The organism is Roseibium algicola (assembly GCF_001999245.1).
GTDB classification, from domain to species: Bacteria; Pseudomonadota; Alphaproteobacteria; order Rhizobiales; family Stappiaceae; genus Roseibium; species Roseibium algicola.
Map to the genome: position 1 here is coordinate 287,629 of NZ_CP019631.1, position 24,278 is coordinate 311,906.

The 24,278-nt window shown below is 58.5% G+C and carries 27 protein-coding genes; 15 read left to right on the forward strand and 12 right to left on the reverse strand.

The genetic code is table 11. The annotated features are described in order from the left end of the window. The first annotated feature begins 66 nt into the window (after positions 1 to 66). The 6 genes from B0E33_RS29610 to B0E33_RS29635 are packed head-to-tail and all read left to right on the forward strand — an operon-like array spanning position 67 to position 5,108. Complete coding sequence (locus tag B0E33_RS29610) at positions 67 to 1,176, forward strand: CaiB/BaiF CoA transferase family protein (protein ID WP_265733583.1); 1,110 nt, start codon at positions 67 to 69, stop codon at positions 1,174 to 1,176. Continuing rightward, positions 1,173 to 1,949: an enoyl-CoA hydratase-related protein gene (locus tag B0E33_RS29615; RefSeq protein ID WP_077294314.1), complete on the forward strand. Its 777-nt coding sequence runs from the start codon at positions 1,173 to 1,175 to the stop codon at positions 1,947 to 1,949. Before B0E33_RS29610 ends, B0E33_RS29615 begins: the two co-directional genes overlap by 4 nt. 14 nt (positions 1,950 to 1,963) lie before the next feature. Further along, entirely contained in the window at positions 1,964 to 2,311 is a 348-nt protein-coding gene (locus tag B0E33_RS29620) for a 4Fe-4S dicluster domain-containing protein (RefSeq protein ID WP_077294317.1), read from the forward strand. Further along, a complete protein-coding gene (locus tag B0E33_RS29625) occupies positions 2,308 to 3,171 on the forward strand; it encodes a dihydrodipicolinate synthase family protein (protein WP_077294320.1) in 864 nt (287 codons plus the stop codon). The genes B0E33_RS29620 and B0E33_RS29625 overlap by 4 nt, the downstream gene beginning before the upstream one ends. A 13-nt stretch (positions 3,172 to 3,184) precedes the next feature. After that, positions 3,185 to 4,621 carry an aldehyde dehydrogenase family protein gene (locus B0E33_RS29630; protein WP_077294323.1) on the forward strand — a complete coding sequence of 479 codons (1,437 nt, stop codon included), beginning with the start codon at positions 3,185 to 3,187 and terminating at the stop codon, positions 4,619 to 4,621. Between the two features lie 10 nt (positions 4,622 to 4,631). Further along, entirely contained in the window at positions 4,632 to 5,108 is a 477-nt protein-coding gene (locus B0E33_RS29635; protein ID WP_077294326.1) for a deoxycytidylate deaminase, read from the forward strand. Positions 5,109 to 5,150: 42 nt separating this feature from the next. Here B0E33_RS29635 and B0E33_RS29640 read toward each other — a convergent pair whose 3' ends face one another. From B0E33_RS29640 to B0E33_RS29650, 3 genes are all read right to left on the reverse strand, one after another. Further along, complete coding sequence (locus B0E33_RS29640) at positions 5,151 to 5,633, reverse strand: VOC family protein (protein ID WP_077294329.1); 483 nt, start codon at positions 5,631 to 5,633, stop codon at positions 5,151 to 5,153. Positions 5,634 to 5,723: 90 nt separating this feature from the next. Further along, entirely contained in the window at positions 5,724 to 6,398 is a 675-nt protein-coding gene (locus B0E33_RS29645) for a glutathione S-transferase family protein (RefSeq protein ID WP_077294332.1), read from the reverse strand. Further along, positions 6,395 to 7,120, reverse strand: a complete 726-nt coding sequence (locus tag B0E33_RS29650; protein WP_077294629.1) for a DUF1428 domain-containing protein — start codon at positions 7,118 to 7,120, stop codon at positions 6,395 to 6,397. Before B0E33_RS29650 ends, B0E33_RS29645 begins: the two co-directional genes overlap by 4 nt. A 100-nt stretch (positions 7,121 to 7,220) precedes the next feature. On the opposite strand from B0E33_RS29650, the gene B0E33_RS29655 reads away from it, so the two are divergent. From B0E33_RS29655 to B0E33_RS29685, 7 genes are all read left to right on the forward strand, one after another. Then, entirely contained in the window at positions 7,221 to 7,880 is a 660-nt protein-coding gene (locus B0E33_RS29655) for a winged helix-turn-helix transcriptional regulator (RefSeq protein ID WP_077294335.1), read from the forward strand. Between the two features lie 128 nt (positions 7,881 to 8,008). Continuing rightward, positions 8,009 to 8,893, forward strand: a complete 885-nt coding sequence (locus tag B0E33_RS29660) for a MurR/RpiR family transcriptional regulator (RefSeq protein ID WP_023001396.1) — start codon at positions 8,009 to 8,011, stop codon at positions 8,891 to 8,893. A gap of 140 nt (positions 8,894 to 9,033) precedes the next feature. Beyond that, positions 9,034 to 10,290 carry an ABC transporter substrate-binding protein gene (locus B0E33_RS29665; protein ID WP_077294338.1) on the forward strand — a complete coding sequence of 419 codons (1,257 nt, stop codon included), beginning with the start codon at positions 9,034 to 9,036 and terminating at the stop codon, positions 10,288 to 10,290. 70 nt (positions 10,291 to 10,360) lie between these two features. Further along, the gene (locus B0E33_RS29670) at positions 10,361 to 11,230 is read left to right on the forward strand and encodes a carbohydrate ABC transporter permease (RefSeq protein WP_023001394.1); all 870 of its coding nucleotides are present in this window, start codon (positions 10,361 to 10,363) and stop codon (positions 11,228 to 11,230) included. Then, positions 11,220 to 12,029, forward strand: coding sequence for a carbohydrate ABC transporter permease (locus B0E33_RS29675; RefSeq protein WP_023001393.1), 810 nt, complete (start codon positions 11,220 to 11,222; stop codon positions 12,027 to 12,029). Before B0E33_RS29670 ends, B0E33_RS29675 begins: the two co-directional genes overlap by 11 nt. Positions 12,030 to 12,041: 12 nt before the next feature. After that, the gene (locus B0E33_RS29680) at positions 12,042 to 12,791 is read left to right on the forward strand and encodes a glycerophosphodiester phosphodiesterase family protein (RefSeq protein WP_156912573.1); all 750 of its coding nucleotides are present in this window, start codon (positions 12,042 to 12,044) and stop codon (positions 12,789 to 12,791) included. Further along, the gene (locus B0E33_RS29685; protein ID WP_077294344.1) at positions 12,788 to 13,816 is read left to right on the forward strand and encodes an ABC transporter ATP-binding protein; all 1,029 of its coding nucleotides are present in this window, start codon (positions 12,788 to 12,790) and stop codon (positions 13,814 to 13,816) included. Before B0E33_RS29680 ends, B0E33_RS29685 begins: the two co-directional genes overlap by 4 nt. Positions 13,817 to 13,853: 37 nt before the next feature. Here B0E33_RS29685 and B0E33_RS29690 read toward each other — a convergent pair whose 3' ends face one another. The 7 genes from B0E33_RS29690 to B0E33_RS29720 form a co-directional block, all read right to left on the reverse strand. Beyond that, entirely contained in the window at positions 13,854 to 14,153 is a 300-nt protein-coding gene (locus B0E33_RS29690; protein ID WP_077294347.1) for a CcdB family protein, read from the reverse strand. Beyond that, positions 14,153 to 14,386 (reverse strand): type II toxin-antitoxin system CcdA family antitoxin, encoded by a 234-nt coding sequence (locus tag B0E33_RS29695; RefSeq protein ID WP_023001389.1) that lies wholly within the window; start codon positions 14,384 to 14,386, stop codon positions 14,153 to 14,155. Before B0E33_RS29695 ends, B0E33_RS29690 begins: the two co-directional genes overlap by 1 nt. A 254-nt stretch (positions 14,387 to 14,640) precedes the next feature. After that, positions 14,641 to 15,036 (reverse strand): DoxX family protein, encoded by a 396-nt coding sequence (locus B0E33_RS29700; RefSeq protein WP_077294634.1) that lies wholly within the window; start codon positions 15,034 to 15,036, stop codon positions 14,641 to 14,643. A gap of 11 nt (positions 15,037 to 15,047) precedes the next feature. Continuing rightward, on the reverse strand, positions 15,048 to 15,512 hold the full coding sequence (locus tag B0E33_RS29705; protein ID WP_077294350.1) for an SRPBCC family protein: 465 nt from the start codon (positions 15,510 to 15,512) through the stop codon (positions 15,048 to 15,050). A 71-nt stretch (positions 15,513 to 15,583) separates the two neighbouring features. After that, positions 15,584 to 16,777, reverse strand: a complete 1,194-nt coding sequence (locus B0E33_RS29710) for an RNA polymerase sigma factor (RefSeq protein WP_265733579.1) — start codon at positions 16,775 to 16,777, stop codon at positions 15,584 to 15,586. A gap of 46 nt (positions 16,778 to 16,823) precedes the next feature. Beyond that, the gene (locus tag B0E33_RS29715) at positions 16,824 to 17,201 is read right to left on the reverse strand and encodes a YciI family protein (protein WP_077294637.1); all 378 of its coding nucleotides are present in this window, start codon (positions 17,199 to 17,201) and stop codon (positions 16,824 to 16,826) included. Positions 17,202 to 17,296: 95 nt separating this feature from the next. Beyond that, positions 17,297 to 17,818, reverse strand: coding sequence for a MarR family winged helix-turn-helix transcriptional regulator (locus B0E33_RS29720; protein ID WP_077294356.1), 522 nt, complete (start codon positions 17,816 to 17,818; stop codon positions 17,297 to 17,299). A 117-nt stretch (positions 17,819 to 17,935) separates the two neighbouring features. Between B0E33_RS29720 and B0E33_RS29725 the strand changes: the two genes are divergently transcribed. Both B0E33_RS29725 and B0E33_RS29730 read left to right on the forward strand, forming a co-directional pair. Continuing rightward, positions 17,936 to 18,160: a DUF4287 domain-containing protein gene (locus B0E33_RS29725; protein WP_075283427.1), complete on the forward strand. Its 225-nt coding sequence runs from the start codon at positions 17,936 to 17,938 to the stop codon at positions 18,158 to 18,160. 579 nt (positions 18,161 to 18,739) lie between these two features. Next, positions 18,740 to 19,447, forward strand: coding sequence for a response regulator transcription factor (locus tag B0E33_RS29730; protein WP_077294358.1), 708 nt, complete (start codon positions 18,740 to 18,742; stop codon positions 19,445 to 19,447). Positions 19,448 to 19,718: 271 nt separating this feature from the next. Here B0E33_RS29730 and B0E33_RS29735 read toward each other — a convergent pair whose 3' ends face one another. Together B0E33_RS29735 and B0E33_RS29740 are read right to left on the reverse strand one after the other, a co-directional pair. Further along, positions 19,719 to 20,792 (reverse strand): fatty acid desaturase, encoded by a 1,074-nt coding sequence (locus B0E33_RS29735; RefSeq protein ID WP_077294361.1) that lies wholly within the window; start codon positions 20,790 to 20,792, stop codon positions 19,719 to 19,721. A gap of 339 nt (positions 20,793 to 21,131) precedes the next feature. Beyond that, positions 21,132 to 24,155, reverse strand: coding sequence for a condensation domain-containing protein (locus tag B0E33_RS29740; RefSeq protein ID WP_167579703.1), 3,024 nt, complete (start codon positions 24,153 to 24,155; stop codon positions 21,132 to 21,134). Positions 24,156 to 24,278: the final 123 nt, after the last annotated feature.

The following is a 24,278-nucleotide window of genomic DNA, read 5'->3' on the forward strand; positions in this document are numbered from 1 at the left end:
ATAACAAACGTGAATACCCAAGCTTTCCCACTCTCCGGTGTCCGCATTCTGGACTTCACCCAGGTCATGCTGGGGCCATGTGCAACTCAGATGCTGGCCGACTTCGGCGCGGACGTCATCAAGATAGAGCGCCCCGGTGCGGGCGACCTGTCGCGGCATTTCTTCGACGTGCGGTCGGAAGAGGGCATGAACAATGCCGTCTTCTCGTCGCTGAACCGCAACAAGCGGTCTGTCGAGATCGACACCAAGTCCGATGAGGGCAAGCAGATGGTGTACGATCTGGTGCGCAACGCGGACGTGGTCGTCGACAATTTCCGCGCCGGTGTCATGGACCGTCTGGGCTTCGGCTATGACGCGCTCAAGGCGATCAATCCCCGCATCATCTGTGCATCCGGAACGGGCTTTGGCGAGAAGGGCCCCTATGCCCACAAGGGCGGGCAGGACGTTCTGGCCCAGGCGATGAGCGGTGTCATGGAAAAGACCGCCGACCCGTCGATTGAGCGGTCCATCTACTCCACAACCTTGTGCGACTATACGGCAGGCATGCACCTGGTTCAGGGCATTCTGGCGGCCTTGCTGGCACGGACGAAGACCGGCCGCGGCCAGAGGGTCTCCGTTTCGCTCTACGATTCCATGATTGCGATGCAGATGCAGGAAGCCGCACAGTGGACCAAGCATCGTGAAGTGCTGAACTGGGCCGCCATGCCCTTGACCGGTGTCTTCGACACCACTGACGGTGCTCTGGTGGTGGTCGGTGCCTTCAAGGCTAATCCGTTGCGCGACATCTGCACCGCGCTTGGCATCGAGGACCTTTCACCCACCTATCCGGATCTCGCCAGCCAGCGTGCCAACAAGCCCTATCTGCAGGACCGGTTTCGGGCTGTCTTCGCAACGGACACGACGGCGCACTGGATCGCCAGGCTGGAAGAGCAGGATCTGCTTTGCGCACCCGTGCGGGCGCTCGGTGAGGCACTCGAAGACCCGCAGACCGCCATCAACGGCATGCTGCTGGATTTCGACCATCCGGTCCTTGGCCCCTTGAGGGTCGTGGGGTCTCCCGTGCACCTGAGTGAAGCCCCCCTGAAACTGCGGCACGCGCCGCCGCGCCTGGGCGAACACACCGACGAAGTCATTGCGGAGTTCGGCCTGCAACAGGTGGCAGGGGCGGCGGAATGAGTGTCCTTTTCACCCTCGAAAACCATGTCGCCCGGGTTGTCATAGACCGCCCGGAGCGCATGAACGCGGTCGACAGGGCAACTTCGGACGAGCTGGAAACCATCTGGCGGAAGATCGAAGCCGATCCGACCGTGCGCTGCGTGGTGTTGACCGGTTCGGGTGAACGTGCCTTTTCCGCCGGTGCAGACCTGAAGGACAGCAACGGACTGAGTGGGCTTGAATATTGGGCGTCCGCAAACCCGCTTGGGTTCGGCGGCATCGCCTTGAGGCGATCCTTGAAGGTGCCGGTGGTTGCCCGCGTCAACGGTCTTGCGCTCGGCGGCGGCATGGAAATGGTTCTTGGCTGCGACATCGTGATTGCCAGCGATACGGCCAGGTTCGGCCTGCCCGAAGCAAAGGTGGGCAACCTTCCGCTGGCAGGCGGGATGACGCTGCTTCAGCGTCTTGTCCCCCGCAATATCGCTGTCGGTCTGATGATGACCGGCCGGATGGCAAGCGCTGCGGAGATGGAGCGCTACGGGCTTGTGAATGCCGTCGTGCCGCAAGACGAACTCGATGCGGAAGTGGAACGCTGGATTGCCGACATTCTGGCAAGTGCGCCGCTTTGCGTGCAGGCGATCAAGGCCACAGTACGCGAAACCGGTGAAATGCCGCCCGACCAGGCACAGGCCGTGCGGTCTCCCGAACTGATCGCCGCCCTAACGTCAGAGGATTCCCTCGAAGGGGTTCGGGCGTTCCGGGAAAAGCGCGCGCCGGTCTGGCAAGGCAAATGAGTTGAGAGATCAAGATGGCGCTGATCATCAAGAGCGAATGCATTGATGTGAAGGACGGGATCTGCACCACGTCCTGTCCGGTCGACTGCATCTATGAAGGCGAGCGGATGTTCTACATCCACCCCGAAGAATGCATCGAATGCGGCATGTGCGAGAGCATCTGCCCGGTCGACGCGATCCGCTACTACGACGAGGTGACCGGTGCGGACCGGGCGTTCATCGAGATCAACAAGGATGTGTTCCAGGGTCCGGACGGAGGGCTGGTTTCGCCGGGTGGCTGGACCAGGGGCGATACGCCTTTCCGGGACCACCCTGCGGTGCGGGATTTTTTCAAACGCGATTTTGAGGAACAGACGACATGAAGGGGATAGTTGCGGCGGTGCCGACACCGCTCGATGCGCATGGCGCACCGGTGAAAGATACCTTTCTGGAACATTGCGCCTGGGCGTTGGCCAACGGGTGCGATGCCCTGAACATCCTGGGAACGACCGGTGAGGCGAATTCACTCGGTCTGGCCCATCGCAAGCAAGTGATGGCCTGGGCGGCCGAAGCCTTTGACCCGAGCCGTCTTATGGTCGGCACGGGTCTCACGTCGCTTGAGGACACGCTGGACCTCACGCGTGCAGCTGCCGACATGGGCTATGGCGTCGCGCTGGTCCTGCCGCCGTTCTACTACAAGCCTGTCACCGAAGAGGGGCTGGTTGCCTGGTACGAAGCGCTGGACCGGGCACTCGGCGCGACGCCGATCGAGATCTATTTCTATAATTTCCCGCAGATGACGGGCTTGAAGATACCCGCGGATGTCGTCGAGCGTCTGGCAAAGACTCATCCGAAAAGGTTCACGGGCATCAAGGATTCTTCCGGCGATCTCGACTATTGCCGGGAGCTTGTCCGGCGGCTGCCAGACCTGAAGGTGTTCCCAAGTTCTGAAACGGCGCTCACGGAAGGGCCTGGAGCCGGGTTCGCAGGGTGCATTTCCGCCACCGTGAACATCAGCGCGCCACTTTGTGCACGGCTCCTGCAGGATCCTGCAAACGAGACAGTGGCTGACCGGGTCGCCAGCATACGGGCGGACATTGCCGCCCACCCGCTGGTGCCTGCGGTCAAATATCTTGTTGGCCGACGCGCTGCTGAAAGTGCCTGGAACCGTGTCCTGCCTCCCTTTCAACAACTGGACGATGCCGCATGCGGGTCTCTCGACCGCATTGCCGAAACCCTTTGAAACCGGAGTTCCAATGACAAAGCACGACAATCTGATCGGCGGCAAATGGCTGCCTTCCAACACCTATTCCGAAAACCGCAATCCTTCGAACACCGATGATGTCGTCGGCCTTTATGCCCAGGGAGGCGTTGACGATGTCGATGCCGCCGTCACCGCAGCGCGCAAGGCCGCGCCAGGCTGGGCAGCGGCAACGCCGCAGACCCGCCATGATCTGCTGGACGCGGTTGGGCGAAAGTTGGCGGAACGGGCCGAAGAATATGGCCGCCTGCTGTCGCGCGAGGAAGGCAAGATGCTGGCGGAAGGCATCGGCGAAACCATGCGCGCCGCCCAGGTTTTCAAGTTCTTTGCCGGTGAAGCGCTGCGCGTGACCGGCGATATGCAGGCCTCCGTGCGGCCCGACATCGACGTTGAGGTTACGCGTGAGCCGGTCGGTGTGATCGGCCTGATCACCCCGTGGAACTTTCCCATCGCCATTCCCGCCTGGAAGGCAGCACCCGCGCTGGCCTATGGCAATTGCGTCGTTTTGAAACCGGCGGACCTGACACCGGGCTGCGCTCATGTGATCGCAACTCTGCTGGATGAATGCGGCTGTCCGCCCGGTGTCTTCAACCTGGTCATGGGGCGAGGTTCTGTTGTTGGCGAGGCCATCGTCACCCACCCGGATGTCGATGCGGTTTCCTTCACCGGGTCCGTTGCCACGGGAAGCCATATTGCCGAAGTGTGCGGACGGCTTAAACGCAAGTGCCAGCTTGAAATGGGCGGCAAGAACCCGATGGTGGTGCTGGATGACGCCGATCTGGATGTCGCCGTTTCCGCATGCCTGAACGGGACGTTCTTTTCCACCGGCCAACGCTGCACCGCGTCCTCGCGCATGATCGTGCAGGCGGGCATTCACGACGCTTTCGTTGAGAAGCTGCAAACAGCAATGCTGGCATTGAAGGTCGGGGATGCGCTTGATCCCGCTACCCAGATTGGACCGGTGGTCGACGAAAAACAGCTCTCTTCGAACCTTGCCTATGTGGACCTTGCCCGGAAAGAAGGCGCAAAGGTGATTGGCGGCGAGCGGCTCGAACATGCCGTACCCGGCTATTTTCAGGCCCCGGCACTGTTTCTCGAGACGACCAATTCCATGCGCATCAACCGGGAAGAGATTTTCGGTCCCTGTGGATCCGTCATCAAGGTGGCCGACTTCGAGGAAGCCATTACAGTTGCAAACGACACCGAATTCGGCCTGTCAGCCGGTATCTGCACCTCAAGCCTGAAACACGCCCGCGACTTCAAGCGGCGTGCCAGGGCCGGTATGGTGATGGTCAACCTGCCGACCGCCGGTGTTGATTTTCACGTTCCCTTCGGCGGCACCAGGGGATCGTCTTTTGGACCACGTGAACAGGGCCGCTACGCGGCGGAATTCTTCACCACGGTCAAGACCAGCTACCTGTTTGCAGGCTAGGAGAAGCACATTGGACAGCAAATCCGGCAAATTGCGCAACCGGTTTCTCGGGCTGTGCGATCACATCGCACAATGGTCTGAAGATCGCGACTTCAAGGTGGGCGCAGTCATTGTCGGGCCTGGCCAGGAAATCCGCGCGACAGGTTACAACGGCCTGCCGCGCGGGGTCTCCGGAACGGATGAAACCCGTCTCGATCGCCCGAGCGGTGAAAAGTTCTTCTGGGTGGAACACGCCGAACGCAATGCGATCTACAACGCAGCCCGCGCCGGTGTAGCGCTTGCCGGTTGCACCCTCTACGTCAACCGGTTTCCCTGTGCGGACTGCGCGAGGGCTATCATTCAAAGCGGGCTGTCCTGTGTGGAATGCCCGCCCAGACCATCGCATGACGGCAAGCTTGATCACAGTTTTGAGGTTTCCGAGATCATGCTCAAGGAAGCTGGAATAAAGATGACGCTTGCTAAGCCGACTGCCGGCGGCTCCAGCTAAAACCGGGAGTTCCTTGGGTGGGGGGGGCCGGTTTGGTGGTGGTCAGTCGCCCCGGCGGGCCGCATCGATGGCAGCTACGTCGATTTTCTTCATCTCCATCATTGCGCCAAAGGCGCGCTTTGCTTCGCCGCCGCCGGCATCCAGGGCTTCCATCAGCGTGCGCGGGGTGATCTGCCAGGAAATGCCCCATTTGTCCCTGCACCATCCGCAGGCGCTTTCCTCGCCGCCATTGTCGACAATGGCGTTCCAGTAACGGTCGGTTTCTTCCTGATCCTCGGTCGAAACCTGGAAAGAGAACGCTTCGCTGTGCTTGAATGTGGGGCCGCCGTTCAGGCCGAGACAAGGAATGCCCAGCACGGTAAATTCCACGGTCAGAACGTCGCCCTCTTTCCCGGAAGGATAGTCGCCGGGGGCGTGGTTGACGGCTTTCAGGGCGCTGTCCGGAAAGGTTTCAGCGTAAAATCGTGCCGCGGCCTCGGCGTCTTTTTCGTACCAGAGGCAAATCGTGTTCTTTGCAATCGACATTGTTTCCAGTCCTGGAGTTATACCGTCGCCCCGGATGGCTGTACTCAAAGATCCAGAGGCGACATGACATTGTTTGCGGAAAAGCCCGCGTCAGCCCGTGCTTCGTTTCGCTTGTTCGGCGTCCGCCGTCTGCCAATGCTGCATGTGATCTGCCATGGCCTTCTTGAAAGCGGGGCGGGATGTTGCCCGTTCGACATAGGCTGCAAGATGCGGATGGGCATCAAGGGCCTCTTCGGCCGCGACCACGCGCAGCACTTCCACCATCGCGATGTCGGCGACGGAGAAGTCACCGGCGAGCCACTCCTTGTCGCCCAGAGCCTGCTGTAGCGCAGTCAGCTTGGTATCCATGTCTGCCTTTGCGTGAGCTTTGACGTCGGCTGCCGGAGGAGGGCCGAAGAATTCCGGGACCCGCTCGGCCAGGATCATGCTGACCCAGTGCATCACCGACAATTCAACCGTGTTCAGCGCGGCGAACAGCCACTGCCAGATTTCCGCTTTCCGGTCATCCGGCAGCAACGGGGTGCCTTCGCAAAGGTAGACAAGGATCGCTCCGCTTTCGAAAAGCGTCTGCTCACCGTCCTGGATTACGGGCACTTGCGTAAATGGCTGCAGTTTGCGGTGTTCGGCGCTCTTGGGGTGTGCGGGTACTGTCGCAACCTGGTAGCTGCGACCAATCTCCTCCAGGCCCCAGCGGACCCGTAGATCCCGCACGAACCCGCGTGGAAACTCCGGCAGCCAGTCGAAGGTGTAGAGGGTAAGGGTCATGCGGCTTTCTCCGAGTCGAAGAGCGGATCGAAGCCGGCCCACATCATCCGCATTCCGTCGAAGGGCATTGCGGACATGTCCATGTCGGCCATCCCCGCTTCCATTTCTTTGGCAGCGGCATCACATGTGGCACGGTCCGGCCAGGCAACCCAGCTGAAGACGGGCACTTCGGTGTCTTCCACCTTGGAGGCCCGGTAGAAATCGGTCTTCTGCCCGCGCGGTACATCCGTGCCCCAGTTTTCGATCATCCCGAGAGCGCCGAATTTCTCGAACATCTTCCAGCCTTCGTCCGCCATCTCGGCGTAGGCCTTCTTGTTCGTTTCGGGCACTGCCAGCAGAAACCCCTGATAATAGCCAGCATCGCTGTGTCTGCCTGCCTCATAGACAGGGGCAAATCCGCCGAAGATCATCCGGCTGCCATCGAACGGCATTTCCGGAATTTCCTTCATGGCAGGGTCGTTCTGCATCTTTTCCCAGGAAGCATCGGCAGCAGCCTTGTCCGGCCATTCGATCCAGGAAAACACGATTGCCTCGTCTGCCTTGGCGTCCACGGCGCCGTAGAAGTCCGTGACCTTGCCCTTCGGAACATCAACACCCCAGGTTTCGACCATGCGGGTGGCGCCGTAGGATTTGAACAGAGGCCAGGCAGCGGCGATGTGGTCGGCATATTTCTGCTTGTTTGCGGCCGGAACAGCCGCTACCGCACCTGTGAAATAGGACATGGCGATCATTTCCTCCTTTTTGTCGGGATGATGGGAACATCCCGGTTGCAGCATTATCGTGACAGCGTTAGTATGAAAAAACAACTGCCAGTATGAAAAAATGACCAAAGAGACAAAAACAGCAACGCGCCTTCGTTATGACGAGGGGTGCCTGGCCGCCCACGCCCTGAACCTAATAGGTGACAGGTGGGCTCTGCTCGTTGTGCGCGAGCTTATGTTTTCCGCTAAACGCTTTCAGATGATCCGCGCCGGGTTGCCGGGCATAACCGCGAGTGTTCTGACCGGCCGTCTTGCACAGCTCGTAGAGGTCGATGTCATCGAACACGATGAGCGACTGGGGGTGTATTCGCTGACGGAGGCGGGTCAGGCTCTGCTGCCCGTGCTGGAATCGCTGTGCCGGTGGGCGTTGCTGGTGCCCGGTCACGATCCGACGCGTTTCATCAGCCCGTCTGCCTTGATGATTTCCATGGGTGTCAACGTCGTTCCGGAGGCTGCGGCGCAAGCAGACGCACTTGCCGGGTTCGATTTCAAGGGCGAGGCATTCGAGATGCAGCTGATCTCCGGCAGGGTCCACACCAAGGCGGTTTCCCGGCCTGACGCGCCCTTTGTGCTTTCCGGCAATGGCAACCGGATGGCTTCAGCCGTTTATGGGTCAGTCCCGCTTGCGGATCTGATCGCCAAAGGCGTGGTTGAGGTGTCGGGAGATGTTCCCCTTGCTACTGAATTCGTCTCGCGGTTCAAGCTGCAACGGAAGGCCTGAGTTGGCCGGACGGCCAGTTGGTGCTGTCGCCCGTGCCCGTGCCCGTGCCAGTACCGGCTCCGGGGTTTGTAATAAAAATTTCATCGAACTGTAGCCTGCAATTCAAATTGCAAAACTAGAACGATGGCATGTCAAAACCTGTGCCATCCTCCGGTTTCCTGTCCGATCTCATCACCCGCAACGCCTCCCGGCTGACAGGGTCCGATACCCGTCTACTCGATGTGCTGGTCAAGGACCCGATCCGTGCCGCTATCGAAAACGGCAAGGAAGTGTCCCTTCGTGCGGGCGTGCATCCCGCCGCAGCGGTGCGTCTGGCCAAGCGGCTCGGCTTTGAAGGTTATCCGGAATTTCGAGCCTACCTGCAGGCAAATCTGGTTGAGGAAGGCAACGACTTCGAGAACCCGGCCGCCCGCATGGCGGCCCGGCTGGTGCGGGCGGAAGAAGGGCAAGTGCTGTCGTCCGTGCTCGATAGTGAAATTGCCGCCCTCGAGGCCTTGCGTACCGCCGTCCCCGATAGCGATATCCGCGCCTTCTCCGAAGCCCTGCGCGATGCCCGCAAGATCTTCATTTTCGGTCGCGGTCATGCCGCGAGCCTGTCCTCGCTGATTGCCCTGCGCTTGCAGCGCTCCGGCTATGATGCCGCCGACCTTGGCGACCGCACCCATCACTTTGCCGAGATGCTGAACAGGCTCTCACCGGACGATGTCGTCTGGCTGCTCGCCTTCCGCCGCCCTTCACAGCAAATTAGCGATGCAAACGGGATTGCGTCCATGCGCGGCGCCACAAGGTTGGCGCTGACGGACCTGCTCGCGGCCCGGTTCGACCCCGCGCCCGATCATCAGATCTGCGCCTCGCGCGGTGAGGCGGGCGAATCCCAGTCGCTGGTCGTGCCGATGACCATTGCCAACGCGGTCATTCTCGATCTCGCCGGTATCGATGGCGGTAGATCGATCCGGTCCCTGGAGGAATTCAAGGCATTTCGTCAATCGCTGCCGCCACGCTGGCGCAGATGAGTTTGCCAGCAGACCTGCCTTCTCCCGGAAGCAGGGCCGGACACGGAAATCGCTGAACAAACCAAGAAAGACCGCCGTTGGAACCGGCGGCAAAGTCTCGTGCGCAAACGGAAATAGTTCACTCTGACAAGGATGACTCCATGTTGAAGAATTTGAAGAAAGTGCTGTTGGCGGGCCTGATCGGCCTTTCTGGCAGCGTCGGTGCCGCGCAGGCGGACGTCACGGTTGAATTCTGGCACAGCTTCGATGGGAGCGGCGGCGAAGCGCTTGGCGAGATCATTGAGAACTTTCAGGCTGCCAACCCTGATATCAAGATCGATGCCCAGTTCATCGGCAACTACAATGATATCGTCGCCAAGCTCCAGGCTGCCATCCCGGCGCGCCGGGCGCCGGACGCGGTTATCATGGAAGTCACCCGGTATGGTCTCTTCGCTGACCGCGGCGTACTGTTGGATCTGACCGAAAAGGTCGACAACGACCCACTAAAGGACGACCTGTTCGATTTTGCCCGCGAAGTCGGCGTCTTTGAAGGCAAGAACTACATCGTGCCGTTCAACTCCTCCACGCCGGTGCTCTACTACAACAAGGAGATCTTCGAGCGGGCCGGCTTTGCCGAAGAACCGGCGCTCAAGACCTACGACGATCTTCTGGCGGTATCCAAACAGATTACCGAGAAGCTGGGCGACGACGGCATCACGGGCATTGCCGCACCGGGTCAGTTCGCACGCTGGGGTCTCATCATGGATAACGACAGTGACCTGATCGACAGCAAGACCGGCGAGATCCTGATCGACAGCCCGAACACGATCGAAGCCTATGAATGGATGGCCTCGCTGGTGCATGAGCACAAGGTTGCCTCTGCCGACGGCGTGACCAAGGAAAACAACGGCAGGGATGCCTTCCTGGCCGGCAAGGTCGGCATCATGTTGAATTCAACCGGCAACTACGGCCGCTCCAAGAAGGCGCTCGGCGATAACCTTGCCGTTCGTCCGATGCCTTGCAACAAGGTGTGTGCCGTGCCGATCGGTGGGGCTGGTATCGGTATTCTGTCGTCAGCCGACAAGGAAACCCAGGACGCCGCCTACAAGTTCATCAGCTTTGCCGCATCTCCTGAGTCCAACGCCACCTGGTTCTCTGGCACCGGCTATATGCCGATCAACAAGAATACCGCCAAACAGCCGCTGGCCGCCGCCGCCGTTCAGGACAAGCCCGGCATCACGGTTGCGATCGACCAGCTGGACTTCGCCCGTGGCCGTCCGCGCCCGCCGGTGGTCACCTGGATGCGTGCAACCGAATACGACATGTGGCAGGCCATGGCCCTTGGTCAGCGTGATGTCACGGAAACCTTGAAGGATTTCGCGGACCGCACCCGAAAGGAAGCCGAGCGTACCAACTGATCGCCCGATTTTCTTTCGACATCAGCACCGGGCTTCCAGATGAAGCCCGGTGTCTCCGGAGCCTTTTCCGATGCTGTCCCGCCTGACACCCTATATTCTGGTGCTGCCGCTGATCTCCTTCATCGCGGTGTTCACCTACATTCCGATTGCAGCCAGTCTCAATCTCAGCTTCCGGGAATGGGATTTCCTGTCGCCGACGATGCCCCTTGTCGGTTTCGAAAACTACCGGCTGCTGTTCTCGTCCCACGAGTTCTGGAACTCGCTCAAGGTGACTGCGATCTTTGCTGTCATTTCCGTACCGATCCGGCTTTGCCTTGCGCTTGTGGTTGCAAGTTACCTGGTCCGGGAGGCCTTGCCGTCCCGTATTCTGCGCGGCGCGCTGTTCCTGCCATCTGTTACGTCCACCGTTTCCATCGCGGTGGTGTTTTCCTGGCTGTTTGCGACGGACTACGGCATGATCAATGCCTTCCTGCAAACTCTCGGCTTCGGCAAGGTTCCCTGGCTTCAGGACCCGCAGCTCGCGCTCTGGGTGCTGATCATCGTCAACACCTGGAAGCAGCTCGGCTACGATATCGTCATCTACATCGCCGGGCTTCAGGCAATCCCGCAGGAACTTTATGACGCCGCCGCCGTCGATGGCGGCAGGAAAGGCCGCGTCTTCCGCCGTGTAACCGTTCCGCTGGTAATGCCGACAACCTATTTCCTGCTTGTCGTCTCGGTGATCGAGGCCTTTCAGGTGTTCACCGTCGTGGACGTCATGACCAAGGGTGGTCCGGCGGGGGCCACCGACATGCTGGTCAACATGCTCTACCGTGTCGGCTTCACATTGTTCGATATCGGGCAGGGCTCTGCACTGGCCGTTGTGCTCTTCGTGCTGCTGATGGCATTGGCCCTCTTCAAGGCACGAGTTCTGGGTCGGAGGGTGCATTATGAAGCCTGACAGCCGCATCCTCGCAGGGCTTGCACTGATTGCCGGCCTTCTGTTCCTGTCTCCGGCGCTCTATTCGGTCTTCATGTCGTTCCAGACGGTGGACGCCTATTACACTGGCAAGTTCGAGTTCACACTGGAGAATTACGAGCTGGCCATCGGGCAATACCATTTTGCCCGCTATCTGCTGAACAGCATCGTCGTATCGGGTTTGGTCACATTCATTGCCCTGACGGTGTCGACAATGGCCGCATTTGCCTTTGCCAGATTTCGTTTTCCAGGCGGCAACCTGCTGTTTGCAGCCGTGGTGGCAACCCTGATGATCCCCAGCCATATCTCGCTGATCCCGAACTACCTGACCCTTGCAAAGGTGGGGCTGCTGGACACCTATGCAGGGCTCATTCTTCCGGCGATTTCCAACGGTTTCGCGGCTTTCTTTTTGCGGCAGTACATCCGCGGCATTCCGATCGCCCTGGATGAAGCGGCCTACATGGATGGAGCAACACCGCTCAAGGTGCTCTGGCGCGTAATCGTGCCGATTGCCCGCCCGGCCATTTTCTCCATGGGGCTGTTCATCTTCATCACGGAATGGAACAGCTACATCTGGCCGCTGGTCGCTGTTGGTGATGAAGACCTCTACACGCTCCAGATCGGTCTTGCGCGTCTCTACCGGGTCAATCCGGGCGAAGACGTGGTCAATTGGCCGCTGGTGATGGCGGCATCCACCATCACAATTCTTCCCGTCCTGCTCGGTTTCATATTCGTCGAACGGCACCTGGTGCGTGGCATCACCATGGGTGCGGTCAAGTAAATGGAAGTTTCAATGACACGTATTGCATCTCATCGCGGCGGCACCCTGGAGTTTGGCGACAGCACACCGGCGGGCTTCGAAGCCACTGCGCGGATGGCGCTTGAGGAAGTCGAATTCGACCTGCACCCGACGACAGATGGCGCCATCATGGTCCACCACGATGCGACACTCGAGCGAACGACTGACAGATCCGGCGCGATCCGCGATCTGCGCGAGGCCGAGGTTCGATCGGCAACGATCGATTACGGCGCGGGAGGCCATCCGCTGTCCCTCCAGGAGCTCTGCGCGATTTACCGGCGCAGTGCCGTTGGCTTCCGCTGCGAGATCAAGCCTGGTCCGGATCGCAGACCTTATGCCGACTTCGTTCCGAAGGTGGTCGCAATGCTTGCCGCAGAAGACATGCTGGAGCGTACGGTGTTTTCCTCCTTTCTGGTCGAAACACAGGACGAGCTGGCCAGGGCAACAGAGAGGCCAAGGCTATGGCTTGTCAGCCCGCCGGTTCTTCAGCAACTGGGAACACCAGGCACGCTCGAAGTGGCAAAGGCTCACGGGATCCCGGAAATCGGTGTTCATGTCGATTGCGCAGATGAAGAGTTGATGACAGCTGTCGAGAACGCCGGACTTCAGTTCGGCTGCTGGGCAGCGCATACCTGTGCGCAGATCGAAAAGGCCCTTCGGCTCGGTGTGAAGGTTTTCACCACCGACCGGCCCAGTCTCGCGATCGCGATCCGGAACCGCTGGCAGGGGGAGGGGCGGTCATGAGCGGGATAGAACTGACAGATATCCGCAAATCCTATCCTTGCGGACCGGAAGTTCTGCATGGTGTTTCGCTGGACATGCAAGCCGGGGAATTCGTCGTGATCGTCGGCCCTTCGGGCTGCGGAAAATCCACGCTGCTACGCCTCATCGCCGGCCTGGAGAAATGCGATCAGGGCGATATCCGCATCGGTGGCAAACGCGTCAATGACGTTGCGCCGCAGGATCGGGACATTGCAATGATCTTCCAGAATTACGCCCTCTATCCGCATATGAACGTGCGCCAGAACATCGCCTTTGGTCTGGAGTTGCGCGGCGTCGCCAAGTCAGAGCGTAACGCCCGAGCAGAGGAAGTGGCCAGAACGTTGAAACTTGATCCTTATCTCGACCGAAAGCCGGGCGCCCTGTCCGGCGGCCAGCGTCAGCGGGTCGCGATGGGTCGGGCCATGGCGCGCAACAGTTCCATCTTCCTGATGGACGAGCCGCTGTCCAATCTGGATAACGCCCTTCGGGTTGCCATGCGCTCGGAAATCAAGGAGCTCCACCGGCAACTGGGGGCGACTGTCGTTTACGTAACCCACGATCAGGGTGAAGCCCTTTCCCTGGCGGATCGGATCGCCGTCCTGAAAGACGGAGATCTTCTGCAGTTCGACACGCCCGGCACGATCTATGACCGGCCGGCGAACCGCTTCGTCGCCGGGTTCCTCGGAATGCTGCCGACAAATTTTCTGCCCATTGAAACCTTGCCCTTCTGGTCCGACAGAACAGGCCTCACTGTCGGCATGCGGCCGGAGCATATGAAGGTACACACCTCGTCACCGGACGTTCCCGCGATCCCCGCACGGATTGTCTTTTCGGAGATGACCGGAGCCAATCTGGTCCTGCATTGTGAAAGCGACGTCGGCAGGTTGATCGTGACCGCCCCGCGGCATGACATGACCTCCGGAGGCGAAACCGTCTGGATCGGCTATGACACCGATCAGGCCATCTACTTCGATGCAGCAAGTGAAAGCCGGGTGGAAATGGCTTGAGCGGTACGGCGTCTTTTGAAGCCGGCTGAACCGGCAATCAGAAGCCCTGGAACAGGGTGTCCAGCGCGCGGGTAATTTCCGCAAAGTTCTCGTCGAGGCTGCCGATCGGGTCTCCCAACTGGGAAACCGCCACGGCGGCGAGGAATTGGGTCGCCATGACGTATTCCTCGTCCTCCCAGCCGAATGTCGGGTTCAGGTAGGCCGCGGGCGCCGGTGCGCGAGACCTGGGCAAAAGCGGCACGACGACGCGTGTGTTGAGGCTTTCCAGAAGGTCCGCCTGCACATCCAGCACCAGAACGCTGTCCGGTTTCAGCCGGTAGAGCTGATTTCTGGCCATTAAAACAGGCGTCTCGCTTCAAGCGGCAGGCCGTGTTCCTCGACAAAGTCGTTGGAGCTGTTCAGGGCCGCCCTGTTTTCCAGTTTCCACCGTTCCGCGCGGGCTTGTGAAACCGCGCGCCGGATACCTTCTTCGGCTGCTTGGGAAATATTCACGCCCAGTTCCTTCGCCGAACCGACCAGCGTCATATCAATTGTCAAATTGGTCGCTTTGCGTGCGTGAACGCGTGCCATCTTGTTTCCAAACCATTCATACCCGGTATCCGGATAATAGCGGCATGCTTACGCATTTTCAATGCGCACTATAAATGCGCATTATCACACTGAGAGACCGATGGCCTCGAGAAAGACCTGTCCAGCACGAAGCGCCCGTATTGTCCGGGCAGACGAGTATCCTTTCACGAAGGGACACCGCGAAGGGGACAAGGCCAGTGAGCGGCAAGAGTTTCCCTTGGACAGGTCTTTCTCGATTGATCGGGAGTGTCAGTTCAAGTCCATCCCCGCAACGGGAACAGCCTGCGCAGGTCCGGAGCGCGTAACCACAGGCCACCCCACATGAACAGGCCCAGATAAAGACTGAACAGCACATGGCTGAACAGGGGGGACCCGGCCCGGATCTGGGTTGCCATGGCACCGCCGAGCAAGCCCATCATCAAGATTGCTCCTAACACGCTGGTGCGCGGAATGAGGTAAAGAACAAGGCAGGCCAGTTCGATCAAGCCAATCGGAAATGCGTACCCCGCAGGCCAGCCAAGCTCGGCCAGCGTGTCTTCGGCAACCGGCAGATGGAGCAGCTTCGGCGCAATGGAAGCGCCCAGCATGAACAGGGCGAACAGGCCCGTCAGAATGCGACCTGCCCAAAGCATGGTGGTGCCGTTACTCATTTCGCGCTCCATCAGATAGACTTGGCAAGTTCTTCAAGCTGCTCGGCAGCCTTGCCCCAGCCTTCGTGAAACCCCATCCGTTCGTGTTCCTCCCTGGCTTCCTTCGTCCAATGAAGAGCCTGAGCGTGGTAACGGGTCCTGCCACCACCCAGATCTTCAAAGGTTACCTCAGCCACCATGAAGGGGCGGCCGGTTGGTTTCCAGCCGGGATGGAATGCGTCGGTGGTGACCAGACGTTCGTTTGGAACGACTTCCAGAAAGACACCGGTATTTGGGAATTCCTCGCCGTTTGGACCATGCATGCGACAGGAAAACTCGCCGCCGGGCTGCAGATCGATACGGGCATCGGTGACATACCAGGGCTTGGGACAGAACCACTTTTCAAGCAGTTTCGGCTCCGTCCAGCAACGCCAGAGTTTTTCTCGTGGAGCATCCAGGTCAAGGATCAGTTCGAGTGCATGCTGTTGTTCTGACATCTGATTTCGTCCATTGCGCTGTTGTTGATAGCTCAAGGACGAATGAAGGAGGGCACGTGCGACAAATGAGTTCAGTTTTTTTCAAGGCCTGTCATCTGGTCGAGCTGTTGGCGAATATGAGCGGCTTCCGCGACCGTCCCGGCAAGTGAAATGGCCTGATCAAATGCGCAGCGTGCCTCGCTTGTCCGCCCCAATTGCTTGAGCAGCGCCCCACGCGCGCCATGATAATAGAAATATCCGCGAAGTTTGACTGCGAGCGGTTCGATCATCTGCAACGCAGCTGCGGCCCCTTCCGTTTTCGACACCGCAACGGCACGGTTGAGTGTGACAACGGGAGATGGCGAGCGACGCTCGAGTGCGGCGTAAAGCTGTTCGATCTCTTTCCAGTCGGTGTCTTCCGGTGTCGCGGCACGCGCATGCAGAGCAGCAATTGCAGCCTGTATCTGATAGGGCCCCGGTCCGCGGCGGAGCATCGCCTTGTCTATGAGGACAAGGGCTTCGGCTATCATGGGCCGGTTCCATCGTGATCTGTCCTGATCTTCCAGGAGGACCAACAGGCCGTTTGCGTCAACTCGCGTCTCTTGACGGGAATGCTGCAACAGCATGAGCGCAAGCAGTCCCATGAGTTCCGGGTCGGAGGGGAACATCCGCAGCAGCAGCCTGGCCAGCCGAATACCCTCGTGGCACAGCCCCGAGCGCTCGCCAGCCGGATCAGGGTCGCTGTAGCCTTCGCTAAAGACGAGATAAATCATCGCGGATACAGCCGCCAGACGGTTTTCCCGCTCTGCCTGATCCGGTGTCTCGAACGGCACGCCAGCGTCGGCTATCGTCGCCTTTGCACGGGTGATCCGCTGCCGCATCGCGTGTTCGCCGACCAGAAATGCCCGGGCGATGTCACCTACCGGAATGCCGGATACGATGCGCAATGCAAGCGCGATCTGTTGGGTAGCCGGCAGATCCGGATGACAGCAGATAAACAGAAGGCGCAGGATGTCATCACGGTAGTCTGCCGTATCGAGCCGTTCAACCAGGTCCGGTTCGGCATCCTCCACGTTCGACAGAACGTCTTCGGGGGGCAGACCGGAGGTCCTTGCCTCGCGTTTCAGCACGTCCAGCGCCAGATTGCGGCCGACGGTGATCAGCCATCCTTCCACGTTTCGCGGCGGTCCGTTGTCCGGCCAGTTTTTCAAGGCGCGCAGGCAGGCTTCCTGAAAGGCTTCTTCGGCCAGATCCAGATCACGAAAATACCGGAGCAATGCGGCCATCACCCGTGGCCGCGAGGCAGTCAATTTGCTGTCAATCCATGTGAGATCAGGCGGTTGCATTGTCGGTGTCAGTCGTGGTTCCCGGGTGGAAGCTCTTGACCGGCCTCAGTTCATAGGCTCCACCGGGGTTGGCTTCGGTAAGGTCTCTGGCAAAGTCCAGGGCCTGCTGCTGATCCTCAACCTCAACCAGATAAAAGCCGAGCAGCTGTTCCTTGGTCTCCGCATAGGGGCCATCGGTAACGAGATTTTCCTTCTTGTGGAGGGTAGAGGCCGTTTTGGTGGGCATGAGGCGGGCAGCCAGCTCATACTGATCAGCCCACTTCTCGTGGACGACCTGCAGCCGTTTCATGACAGCAGCGTCTTCCTCGTCACTCCACGCGGAGGTGACCTCTTCATCATTATAGCAAAGCAGCATGTACAACATGAAAAACGGTTCCATAGTTACAAGGACGGTTCTGACATTCGAATTGCGACATTACGGATAGTTTTTTGGCAAGAGCAGTAAGGCTGTTCGGCCTTTCAGATCTTGCGACCGCCTTCCGATCCTTCCAGAGCCTTCGTCAACTTCCCCAACAATGCCGAAAGCGTGCGCTGTTCCTCATCTGTAAGGCAGTCGATCAATCGGGCTTCGTGAGCCATGTCTTCCTTGAAAGCGGACCGGATGAGGTCCATCCCCTTCTTGGATAAGCGGACGGGCGAGCTCCGGCCGTCTGCAAGGTCCTTTGGCCTTTCGATCAATCCGGCCCTTTCCAGGCGTGCCAGAATGCCGGTTAGCCCTCCTGAGGTGAGCATCAGGGAATTGAACAGTTCCGTGGGGCGAAGCTGGTAAGGTGATCCGGAGCGCAGCAGCGTCGACAGCACGTCGAATTCCCGGCTATCGAGGCCGTGTCTAGAGAAAATGGCCTCGATGCCCGGCCGGGCCAAATGGGTGATCACCCGCGCGCGGCCAAGGATTGCCATGCCGCGTGTATCAACCTCCGGCAACTCCAGCTCCCATTGCCGGCGTCGGCGTTCAACGTGATCCGTATCGTTTTTGCTCATTCTCGATTTTATCTTGCGTGCGAGACAATTCAGTTTATCTTTCGCGCAAGATAAATCAACCCGGCGACTTCAGGTGCTTGGTCTCGGGCGTCGCATACATCACGAGAGGAGAGTGCGGTGGCTGAAAAAGATCAGGTCGCCAAGGTGAAGGGGCCTGCGTCGTACTTTCCGTCTATCGAAAAGAAATACGGCAAGCCTATCGGCGATTGGCAAGCTCTCGTGCGCGCCCAGGCCGGAAAGAAGCACATGGAAATTGTCGACTTTCTGAAAACAGAACACGGGCTTGGGCACGGACATGCAAATGCAATCGTCGCGGCCACGCTCGCTGAAGATAAAAGCTGATCGATTGCTTGAGCGGTGATGGGCCTGTTTTCAAGTGCGCGCCGCTAAAGATGAGATCGCCTCCGCCACCCAGGATGTCGCCAGCGGAGCGACAGGCAAAAGCCGGTCAGTCTTCACCGATTTGTTTGTTTGCTGGTTGTGCTTCTCAAGCATCTTAAGTGCCACGCGGAAGTAGGTAAGACTTTAGCGTTTAAGTGGCGGTTTGAAGATATATTGCCAGTTGAATTCTCCGGCTAAATATTTGCCTGGAGAAGCGTTTGGTCATAATCAAAACCTACATGAAAAAAACAATAAAACTGAGGTGAGTTCGACTGTAGTTGCATTAAATATTTTCATCCGTATCGGGTGTTGATTTTGGTGAAGGCTTTTGTATTCAGAATAAAAAGAAGAAGTTGCGGTGATGATATCTGTGCGATTAGATATAATGATTTATGTCACTGATTTTTTCCCCGGTGTAGACTAATTGCCCTAAAATGTTGGCTGGAATTTAAAAGCCATTGGTCCTTTTTAGCCGAGTCATGACCTGAAATTACTTTACGTAATCAATAGAGCTGGTCATGGTCCTTCGGGAGACGTTCAATGTCCAAGCATTTGCGTTACTTATTTTTTATAGGTCCCAGGGACAAATTGCCGAAACCCTTGGAAAATGCATTGGTTCGGGAGCTGCCGGGTCTCGTTGTGCAGGTTTCAACTGACTGGGATGTGCTGGTTGAAAAGGCCGAACAGGAAGGGATTTTGCCTTCTCTGATCCTGGTTGATGAAGCCTTTGGCGCCACGAATGCTGATTTGTTGCAAGTGTTCCAGGACACGTATCCCAATGCCGTGCTGTGTCTAACCTTTAACGGTGAGTACACGTCCAGGCTGCACATTCGAAAATGTCTGAAAACCGGTATCATCAATAACGTCATACCCATGAACCTCCGGCTGGATCTTTGGCTCTATGCGATCCAGATCATGCTGCATGGTGGCTCCTACATGCCGCCGGATCTTGTCGAACTTCTCGAGACCGACAGGAGCATGCAGCTGGAAAAGGCGCGCAAGGCGACTGCTGCCAGCGGCGTGTCCGGGGTGCACATCGTAAATTCGCTGACACCCCGAGAGCGGGAAGTGCTGGAGTTGATCGCACGAGGGCAGCAAAACAAGCATATTGCTGCAAATCTCTCGCTGTCGGAGCACACGATCAAACTTCACATTCACCACATCATTTCGAAGATGGGCGTATCAAACAGGACTGAAGCAGCCGCCGCATATCTTCAGATACATCGATCCGCCGGCGGTAACGGTTAGGCTGAAATTCGAAAACTCTGCCAAGGACCGGGAATGGTCCAATCTGCTGAATGTAAATTGGCAGAAACAAGTCTATGGATGCTGCCGAGTCCTGGTGTGAAGATTATTGAGAATTGTATCTATACGTATGGTTATTTCATATGGATACAACTTGCCTCATGCTGCGGTTGTCCGGCGGCATTGAGAGCGCGATCGTGGTGTCCGTCACGCCTCTTTGTTTCATGTTCCTATTTCAGGGCGCTCCTGACAGGCTCTGTCGCTTCGAACCCGGTCAGGCCGGGGCGGCCAGTCTTGCTAGCCGCTCATCGCGGAAGGAAACAAGACGCCTTGCGTTTTCATCCCACAGGACCAGCTTCACGCAGCCAAGGCTTTGACGCAAAGTGAGCCGGCTGACATTGCGCAGTTCCGGATGTTCCTTGAGGACTTCAGATAGCCGGTAGAAGGGAATTTTGGGAGACAGGTGGTGCACGTGGTGGATGCCGATATTCCCGGAGAACCAGCGCAACAGGGGCGGCAGGTCGTAGTGTGAACTGCCTTCAAGCGCGGCATGCTGGAAATCCCAGTCACTTTCTTCAGACCAATGGGTCTCTTCGAACTGGTGCTGGATATAGAAGAGCCAAACGCCGGCGCTGGCTGCCATCAGAGTGATCGGGACCTGCACAAGGAAAAACGTGCTTGCGCCGACCAGCCAGATCATGAGCGCAAACGGTGCCGCGATCCCGAGATTTGTGGCAATTGTCGACACCCAGGGCTGCATTCCGGCGCGCATCAGGCCATAGGGAAGCCGGTATTGGGCGACGAACAGCCATGCCGGTCCCAGGCCGAACATGACGACCGGATGCCGATAGAGCCAGTAGCGCAGGCGGCCCCAGCGGGACAGGGCTCTGTATTCGCGCACGGTCAGTGTATCGATGTCACCGACGCCGCGGCGGTCGAGGTTCCCGGCAGAGGCATGGTGGATGGCGTGAGTTCGGCGCCAGTAATCGTAAGGGGTAAAGGTAAGTACCCCGATGACCCGGCCGATCCAGTCGTTCATGCTGCGCCGGGCGTACAAGTTCCCATGGCCGCAATCATGCTGCAGTATGAAAAGCCGGACCAGAAACCCTGCCGCCGGGACTGTCAGGATCAATCCGAACCAGTAGCCGTGTACGACGAGCGTCGCGGTAATTCCCCACAGTGCAATGAAGGGGAGGACCGTGATCGCAATCTCGAAACTGCTGCGGCGCGCACTGATGTTCCGGAATTTGGCAAGAGCTGCGATCCAGGACCGGTTCTGGCGATCAGCAGTCGAATTTTCAGAGCCGTGGCGGAGCTCGGCCGCGGTATTATTAGAGGTTACGGTCATTCATGCGGCCTTCCACGCAGTATTCCGGAGTTTGATCGTTTCTCCAGGAATGACGTCCGTGGATATCGAGCAGCTATTAAACCGACGTTGCCGGTCAAGTTGGTCTGCAGGTTTTCTGCCGCATCTACAATCATATTTTTGCATTTACGGAAAACTATTCAGAAAAATCGACGGAAGATCCGCCGATTATCAAATTCATTTCAGAAATTCGGCGTCTCGCGCCAGTGTGAAACGGAAGTCAGCCCAACCGGAGGCAGTCAGCGGTTTCGGGAGCTGTGTCTGACACTGGGGACCTTCGGGCCGTCAGTCCGAAGGTGTTTTTCCGATGATGTGGGAAGGTCAGGTCCTGGCCAGTTGGGAAATTTTCATGTTCGAGGCATCTCCACGCGAGAATTGCGTGAACATTGACATGACGGACGCGCGGATTGCGTCTACCTGCGCAGGTGAATAACGCCTGGCCTGGTAACTCATCAGCACGCGGATGGCGCGGTTGCCGTCGATGACCTCTTCCATCACTTCAAATTGCAGTCCGAGATGGGATTCATGCTTGTCCGGGTCGACCTGGCGAAACGCGATGGTACCGCCATCCGGCGTTGGCAGGTTGCCGTTCAACTTGTTTTGCGCATGGATCTGAATGAACACATCGAACAGGTGGTCCATTCCAGGCGTCATGCCAAGGGCATCTTCCACAAGGTCGATCGGAATGTCGGTAAAGGGCATCGATCCGTTGATCATGTCCTTGATGTTACCGATCAGGGTGCCGACAGTCGGATCGTTTCCGAAGCGAACCCGGTGGGCAACGACAGTGGTGAAGTAGCCGATCGTGTCGAAATAGTCGGGGTCCGTACGGCCCGCGGCAGAGGTGCCGATCACCAGATCGGACAATTCCCCAAGGGCCTGAAGTGCGGCGGAAATCGCGCCATAGACGACATTGAAAAGGGAAGCGCTGTTTTCCTTGGCAATGGCATAAAGCCCCTCGGAAACGTCGCTCTCCAGCCGCATTTCAACCCAGCCGCCTGCGACCGAACAATCGTCAGTGGCGGGTTCATCGAGGAGTTTGGGTTCGTTGGTGAAGAGAACCAGTTCCCTGGGTGCATCACCGAGCATGTCCGTCCAGAAGGCAAGGTGCCGGGCATTGACGCCCAACTGCACCTGCTTGCGGGCAAACTCGTGAAAAGGTGCTGGTTCGTCCGGCCACTCGGGCGCAACGCCAAGGCTGCGTGCGCGGTAGGCCTCAACCAGTTCGTCCATCATCAGGTTGACGGACCATTCATCGAGCGCGAGGTGGTGGAACAGGAACGAGAGCACTTGCCGACCTGTTTCCGGATCGGTGAGAAACCGCAACCTGACCGGCAATTCCTTTGCAAGGTCGAAGCAATAAATGGCTTCGGCATTGCGGTCCGCACTGGTGCTTTCCGTGCTGGTCCAGAACCATTTGTAGGTCGCCAGTTCCTCGACGGGAACAACCTTCTGCAAGACATCACCTTCCTCCGTTTCGAAGTAGAGAGTCCTGAGGGCGGCATGCCGTTTCATCAGGTCACCAAAGGCGGCTTCGAAAACGGTTTCGTCCACGGGGTCGAGAAAATCCAGGGCAAACGGCAAGTTGAAGATCTCGCGGTATCCAAGAGCCGAATAGATCTTCCAGAGCGACATCTGCGCAAGAGCGAGAGGTGTGGCAGCGTCGCTGGCCTTGCCGTTTCTGATCTCGACATTGTGGTTCCCGGCGCTTTCGCCGGCCCCATCGACCAGTGTCGCGTGCCGGGCAAGACCTGCTGCTGTCGGGTTGCCGAAAAGATCGTTGAAACGAACCTCTATGCCATGATCATGAAGCAGGCGGCCGATGATCCGGGTGGCAACCAGCGAATGTCCGCCGAAATCGAAAAAGTCGTCGTCTGGTGCGAGATCTGCAACCGCGAGCGCATCCCGAAACTCCTGCAGGATGGCCGCCTGAATGGCGGTCACGTCGAGGGAAGTTCCTTGCCGTGTGTGGAAAGGAGCGTCAGAAACACAGGCACTTTCGCTCTGGAGAGGCTGCTTGCCCGTCGCGATTGAAAGACCTTCCGGGTTCCGGAGGTATTCGGAAAACAGATCCAGCACCAAACTGCCGGCATGTCGCCTGATCGTCTGTCCCGTGACCAGTTCAAGAATTGCCCTGCCTTCTGTGTCAAAGCCCACTGCCAGCCCGAAATCGGGGCGCGCTTCATATGTCGGCAGGGGTATCCGGTCGAAGGCGAGTGTGTCTGTCGGGACGATGGTTTTCGGATCGGCAAGCCGTTGGATCCAGACCTTTGGAAGGTCTGCCGCCAGTGCGTTGATGTCGTGTTTTTCCGATCTGGAAATCGCATTCAGATGAGACAGAACCTGCCGTTCACCCTCTTCAGGAGCCATGTCCCGTCCAACCGAAACAGCAAAGCTGTCCGAACGGGCAAATGCGCCGCAAGGGTCAGTCAGGCTGTCTGTCTGCCGTGCCGGGAAAATGGCTTCGATCCGTTCGTGACCGCCGAGCTTGCACAGGAACTGCGCGAAACGAACCCCAACCTGTGCCAGCAATGTGGTGTGGTCCGAAGAAGAGTAACCGTGGTCATGATGGAGGACAGGTTCGAGCAAGGTTCCGAACCTCAGCGCGAGCCGGTCGCCCGTTGGCAGAAGACCAGGTGTTCCGTTGAAATCGAAAACGGCCGTATCGGTCAATCCTTCGCCCCGTCGCAACCAGGTGACCGGCGCAAGGCCGGGAAAATCAGGCTCAAGTTGCTTCACTTGACGCAGCGCCGGTGCAGCAATGACCTTGTCGTCATAGGCTGACACAAGACTTCTCAGGACATCTTCCGGTGAACAGACCTCCTCGAGAATTCGGTGCATGAGCAGGCCCAGGATCACCGCTTGACCGCAGAGGATCAGCAGCACCTTGAAAGGGGGTTCGGCTTCGCTGTCCCAATGTGCTTTCTGGGCGGCCAGGACAAGTGAAACGGCTTCCTGCTGGTTGTCAGCTTTGATGATTTCAAGTGTTCCGTCCGGCCCGTGCGAGAGGGACTTCACGAGTTCTCCCTCGTCACTGAAGCGATAGCGCATCGCCAGCTCGGGAAGGGCTTCGACCATCGCGTCCACGGCGCGGGCGAGGCGCGCGATATCGGGTGTGCCACCGAGCCGGTAGACCTGGGCATGTCGCAACACCTTGTCCGGATCTTGCTGTTGCGCCAGCCAGATCCGTTCCTGATGCTGCGTGACGGTGCGCGGCTCCCGGCCTTTTTTCGGCAAACGGCCAGCCGGGACGGCAGGCTGGGTTGACCCGTCCAGGGATTTGAGTTCCGCGTCGAAACGCTCGAACTCGGTTGCTGTCAACAGGCGGTCGAAACCTCCGGTCATGTCAGTCTCCCGATACTCATGTGTCGTGCTGATTGCTTGCCTTGGGAGCTCGTCCGCAGCCATTCGGGCCGACGACGCGGGGGCTCACTGAGTAAGCGGATATGAGTTGCATTTGTTAGCAGG

Coding starts and splice junctions, on each gene's coding strand:
- B0E33_RS29710 (WP_265733579.1), bottom strand. CDS start 16,777: ATGGCCGCATTGCTCCGGTATTTTCGTGATCTGGATCTGGCCGAAGAA.
- B0E33_RS29705 (WP_077294350.1), bottom strand. CDS start 15,512: ATGTCAGAACAACAGCATGCACTCGAACTGATCCTTGACCTGGATGCT.
- B0E33_RS29670 (WP_023001394.1), top strand. CDS start 10,361: ATGCTGTCCCGCCTGACACCCTATATTCTGGTGCTGCCGCTGATCTCC.
- B0E33_RS29655 (WP_077294335.1), top strand. CDS start 7,221: ATGACCAAAGAGACAAAAACAGCAACGCGCCTTCGTTATGACGAGGGG.
- B0E33_RS29700 (WP_077294634.1), bottom strand. CDS start 15,036: ATGAGTAACGGCACCACCATGCTTTGGGCAGGTCGCATTCTGACGGGC.
- B0E33_RS29630 (WP_077294323.1), top strand. CDS start 3,185: ATGACAAAGCACGACAATCTGATCGGCGGCAAATGGCTGCCTTCCAAC.
- B0E33_RS29640 (WP_077294329.1), bottom strand. CDS start 5,633: ATGTCGATTGCAAAGAACACGATTTGCCTCTGGTACGAAAAAGACGCC.
- B0E33_RS29680 (WP_156912573.1), top strand. CDS start 12,042: ATGACACGTATTGCATCTCATCGCGGCGGCACCCTGGAGTTTGGCGAC.
- B0E33_RS29685 (WP_077294344.1), top strand. CDS start 12,788: ATGAGCGGGATAGAACTGACAGATATCCGCAAATCCTATCCTTGCGGA.
- B0E33_RS29695 (WP_023001389.1), bottom strand. CDS start 14,386: ATGGCACGCGTTCACGCACGCAAAGCGACCAATTTGACAATTGATATG.
- B0E33_RS29645 (WP_077294332.1), bottom strand. CDS start 6,398: ATGACCCTTACCCTCTACACCTTCGACTGGCTGCCGGAGTTTCCACGC.
- B0E33_RS29715 (WP_077294637.1), bottom strand. CDS start 17,201: ATGTTGTACATGCTGCTTTGCTATAATGATGAAGAGGTCACCTCCGCG.
- B0E33_RS29690 (WP_077294347.1), bottom strand. CDS start 14,153: ATGGCCAGAAATCAGCTCTACCGGCTGAAACCGGACAGCGTTCTGGTG.
- B0E33_RS29660 (WP_023001396.1), top strand. CDS start 8,009: ATGTCAAAACCTGTGCCATCCTCCGGTTTCCTGTCCGATCTCATCACC.
- B0E33_RS29610 (WP_265733583.1), top strand. CDS start 67: ATGCTGGGGCCATGTGCAACTCAGATGCTGGCCGACTTCGGCGCGGAC.
- B0E33_RS29625 (WP_077294320.1), top strand. CDS start 2,308: ATGAAGGGGATAGTTGCGGCGGTGCCGACACCGCTCGATGCGCATGGC.
- B0E33_RS29620 (WP_077294317.1), top strand. CDS start 1,964: ATGGCGCTGATCATCAAGAGCGAATGCATTGATGTGAAGGACGGGATC.
- B0E33_RS29615 (WP_077294314.1), top strand. CDS start 1,173: ATGAGTGTCCTTTTCACCCTCGAAAACCATGTCGCCCGGGTTGTCATA.
- B0E33_RS29665 (WP_077294338.1), top strand. CDS start 9,034: ATGTTGAAGAATTTGAAGAAAGTGCTGTTGGCGGGCCTGATCGGCCTT.
- B0E33_RS29650 (WP_077294629.1), bottom strand. CDS start 7,120: ATGTCCTATTTCACAGGTGCGGTAGCGGCTGTTCCGGCCGCAAACAAG.
- B0E33_RS29735 (WP_077294361.1), bottom strand. CDS start 20,792: ATGACCGTAACCTCTAATAATACCGCGGCCGAGCTCCGCCACGGCTCT.
- B0E33_RS29740 (WP_167579703.1), bottom strand. CDS start 24,155: ATGACCGGAGGTTTCGACCGCCTGTTGACAGCAACCGAGTTCGAGCGT.
- B0E33_RS29720 (WP_077294356.1), bottom strand. CDS start 17,818: ATGAGCAAAAACGATACGGATCACGTTGAACGCCGACGCCGGCAATGG.
- B0E33_RS29675 (WP_023001393.1), top strand. CDS start 11,220: ATGAAGCCTGACAGCCGCATCCTCGCAGGGCTTGCACTGATTGCCGGC.
- B0E33_RS29730 (WP_077294358.1), top strand. CDS start 18,740: ATGTCCAAGCATTTGCGTTACTTATTTTTTATAGGTCCCAGGGACAAA.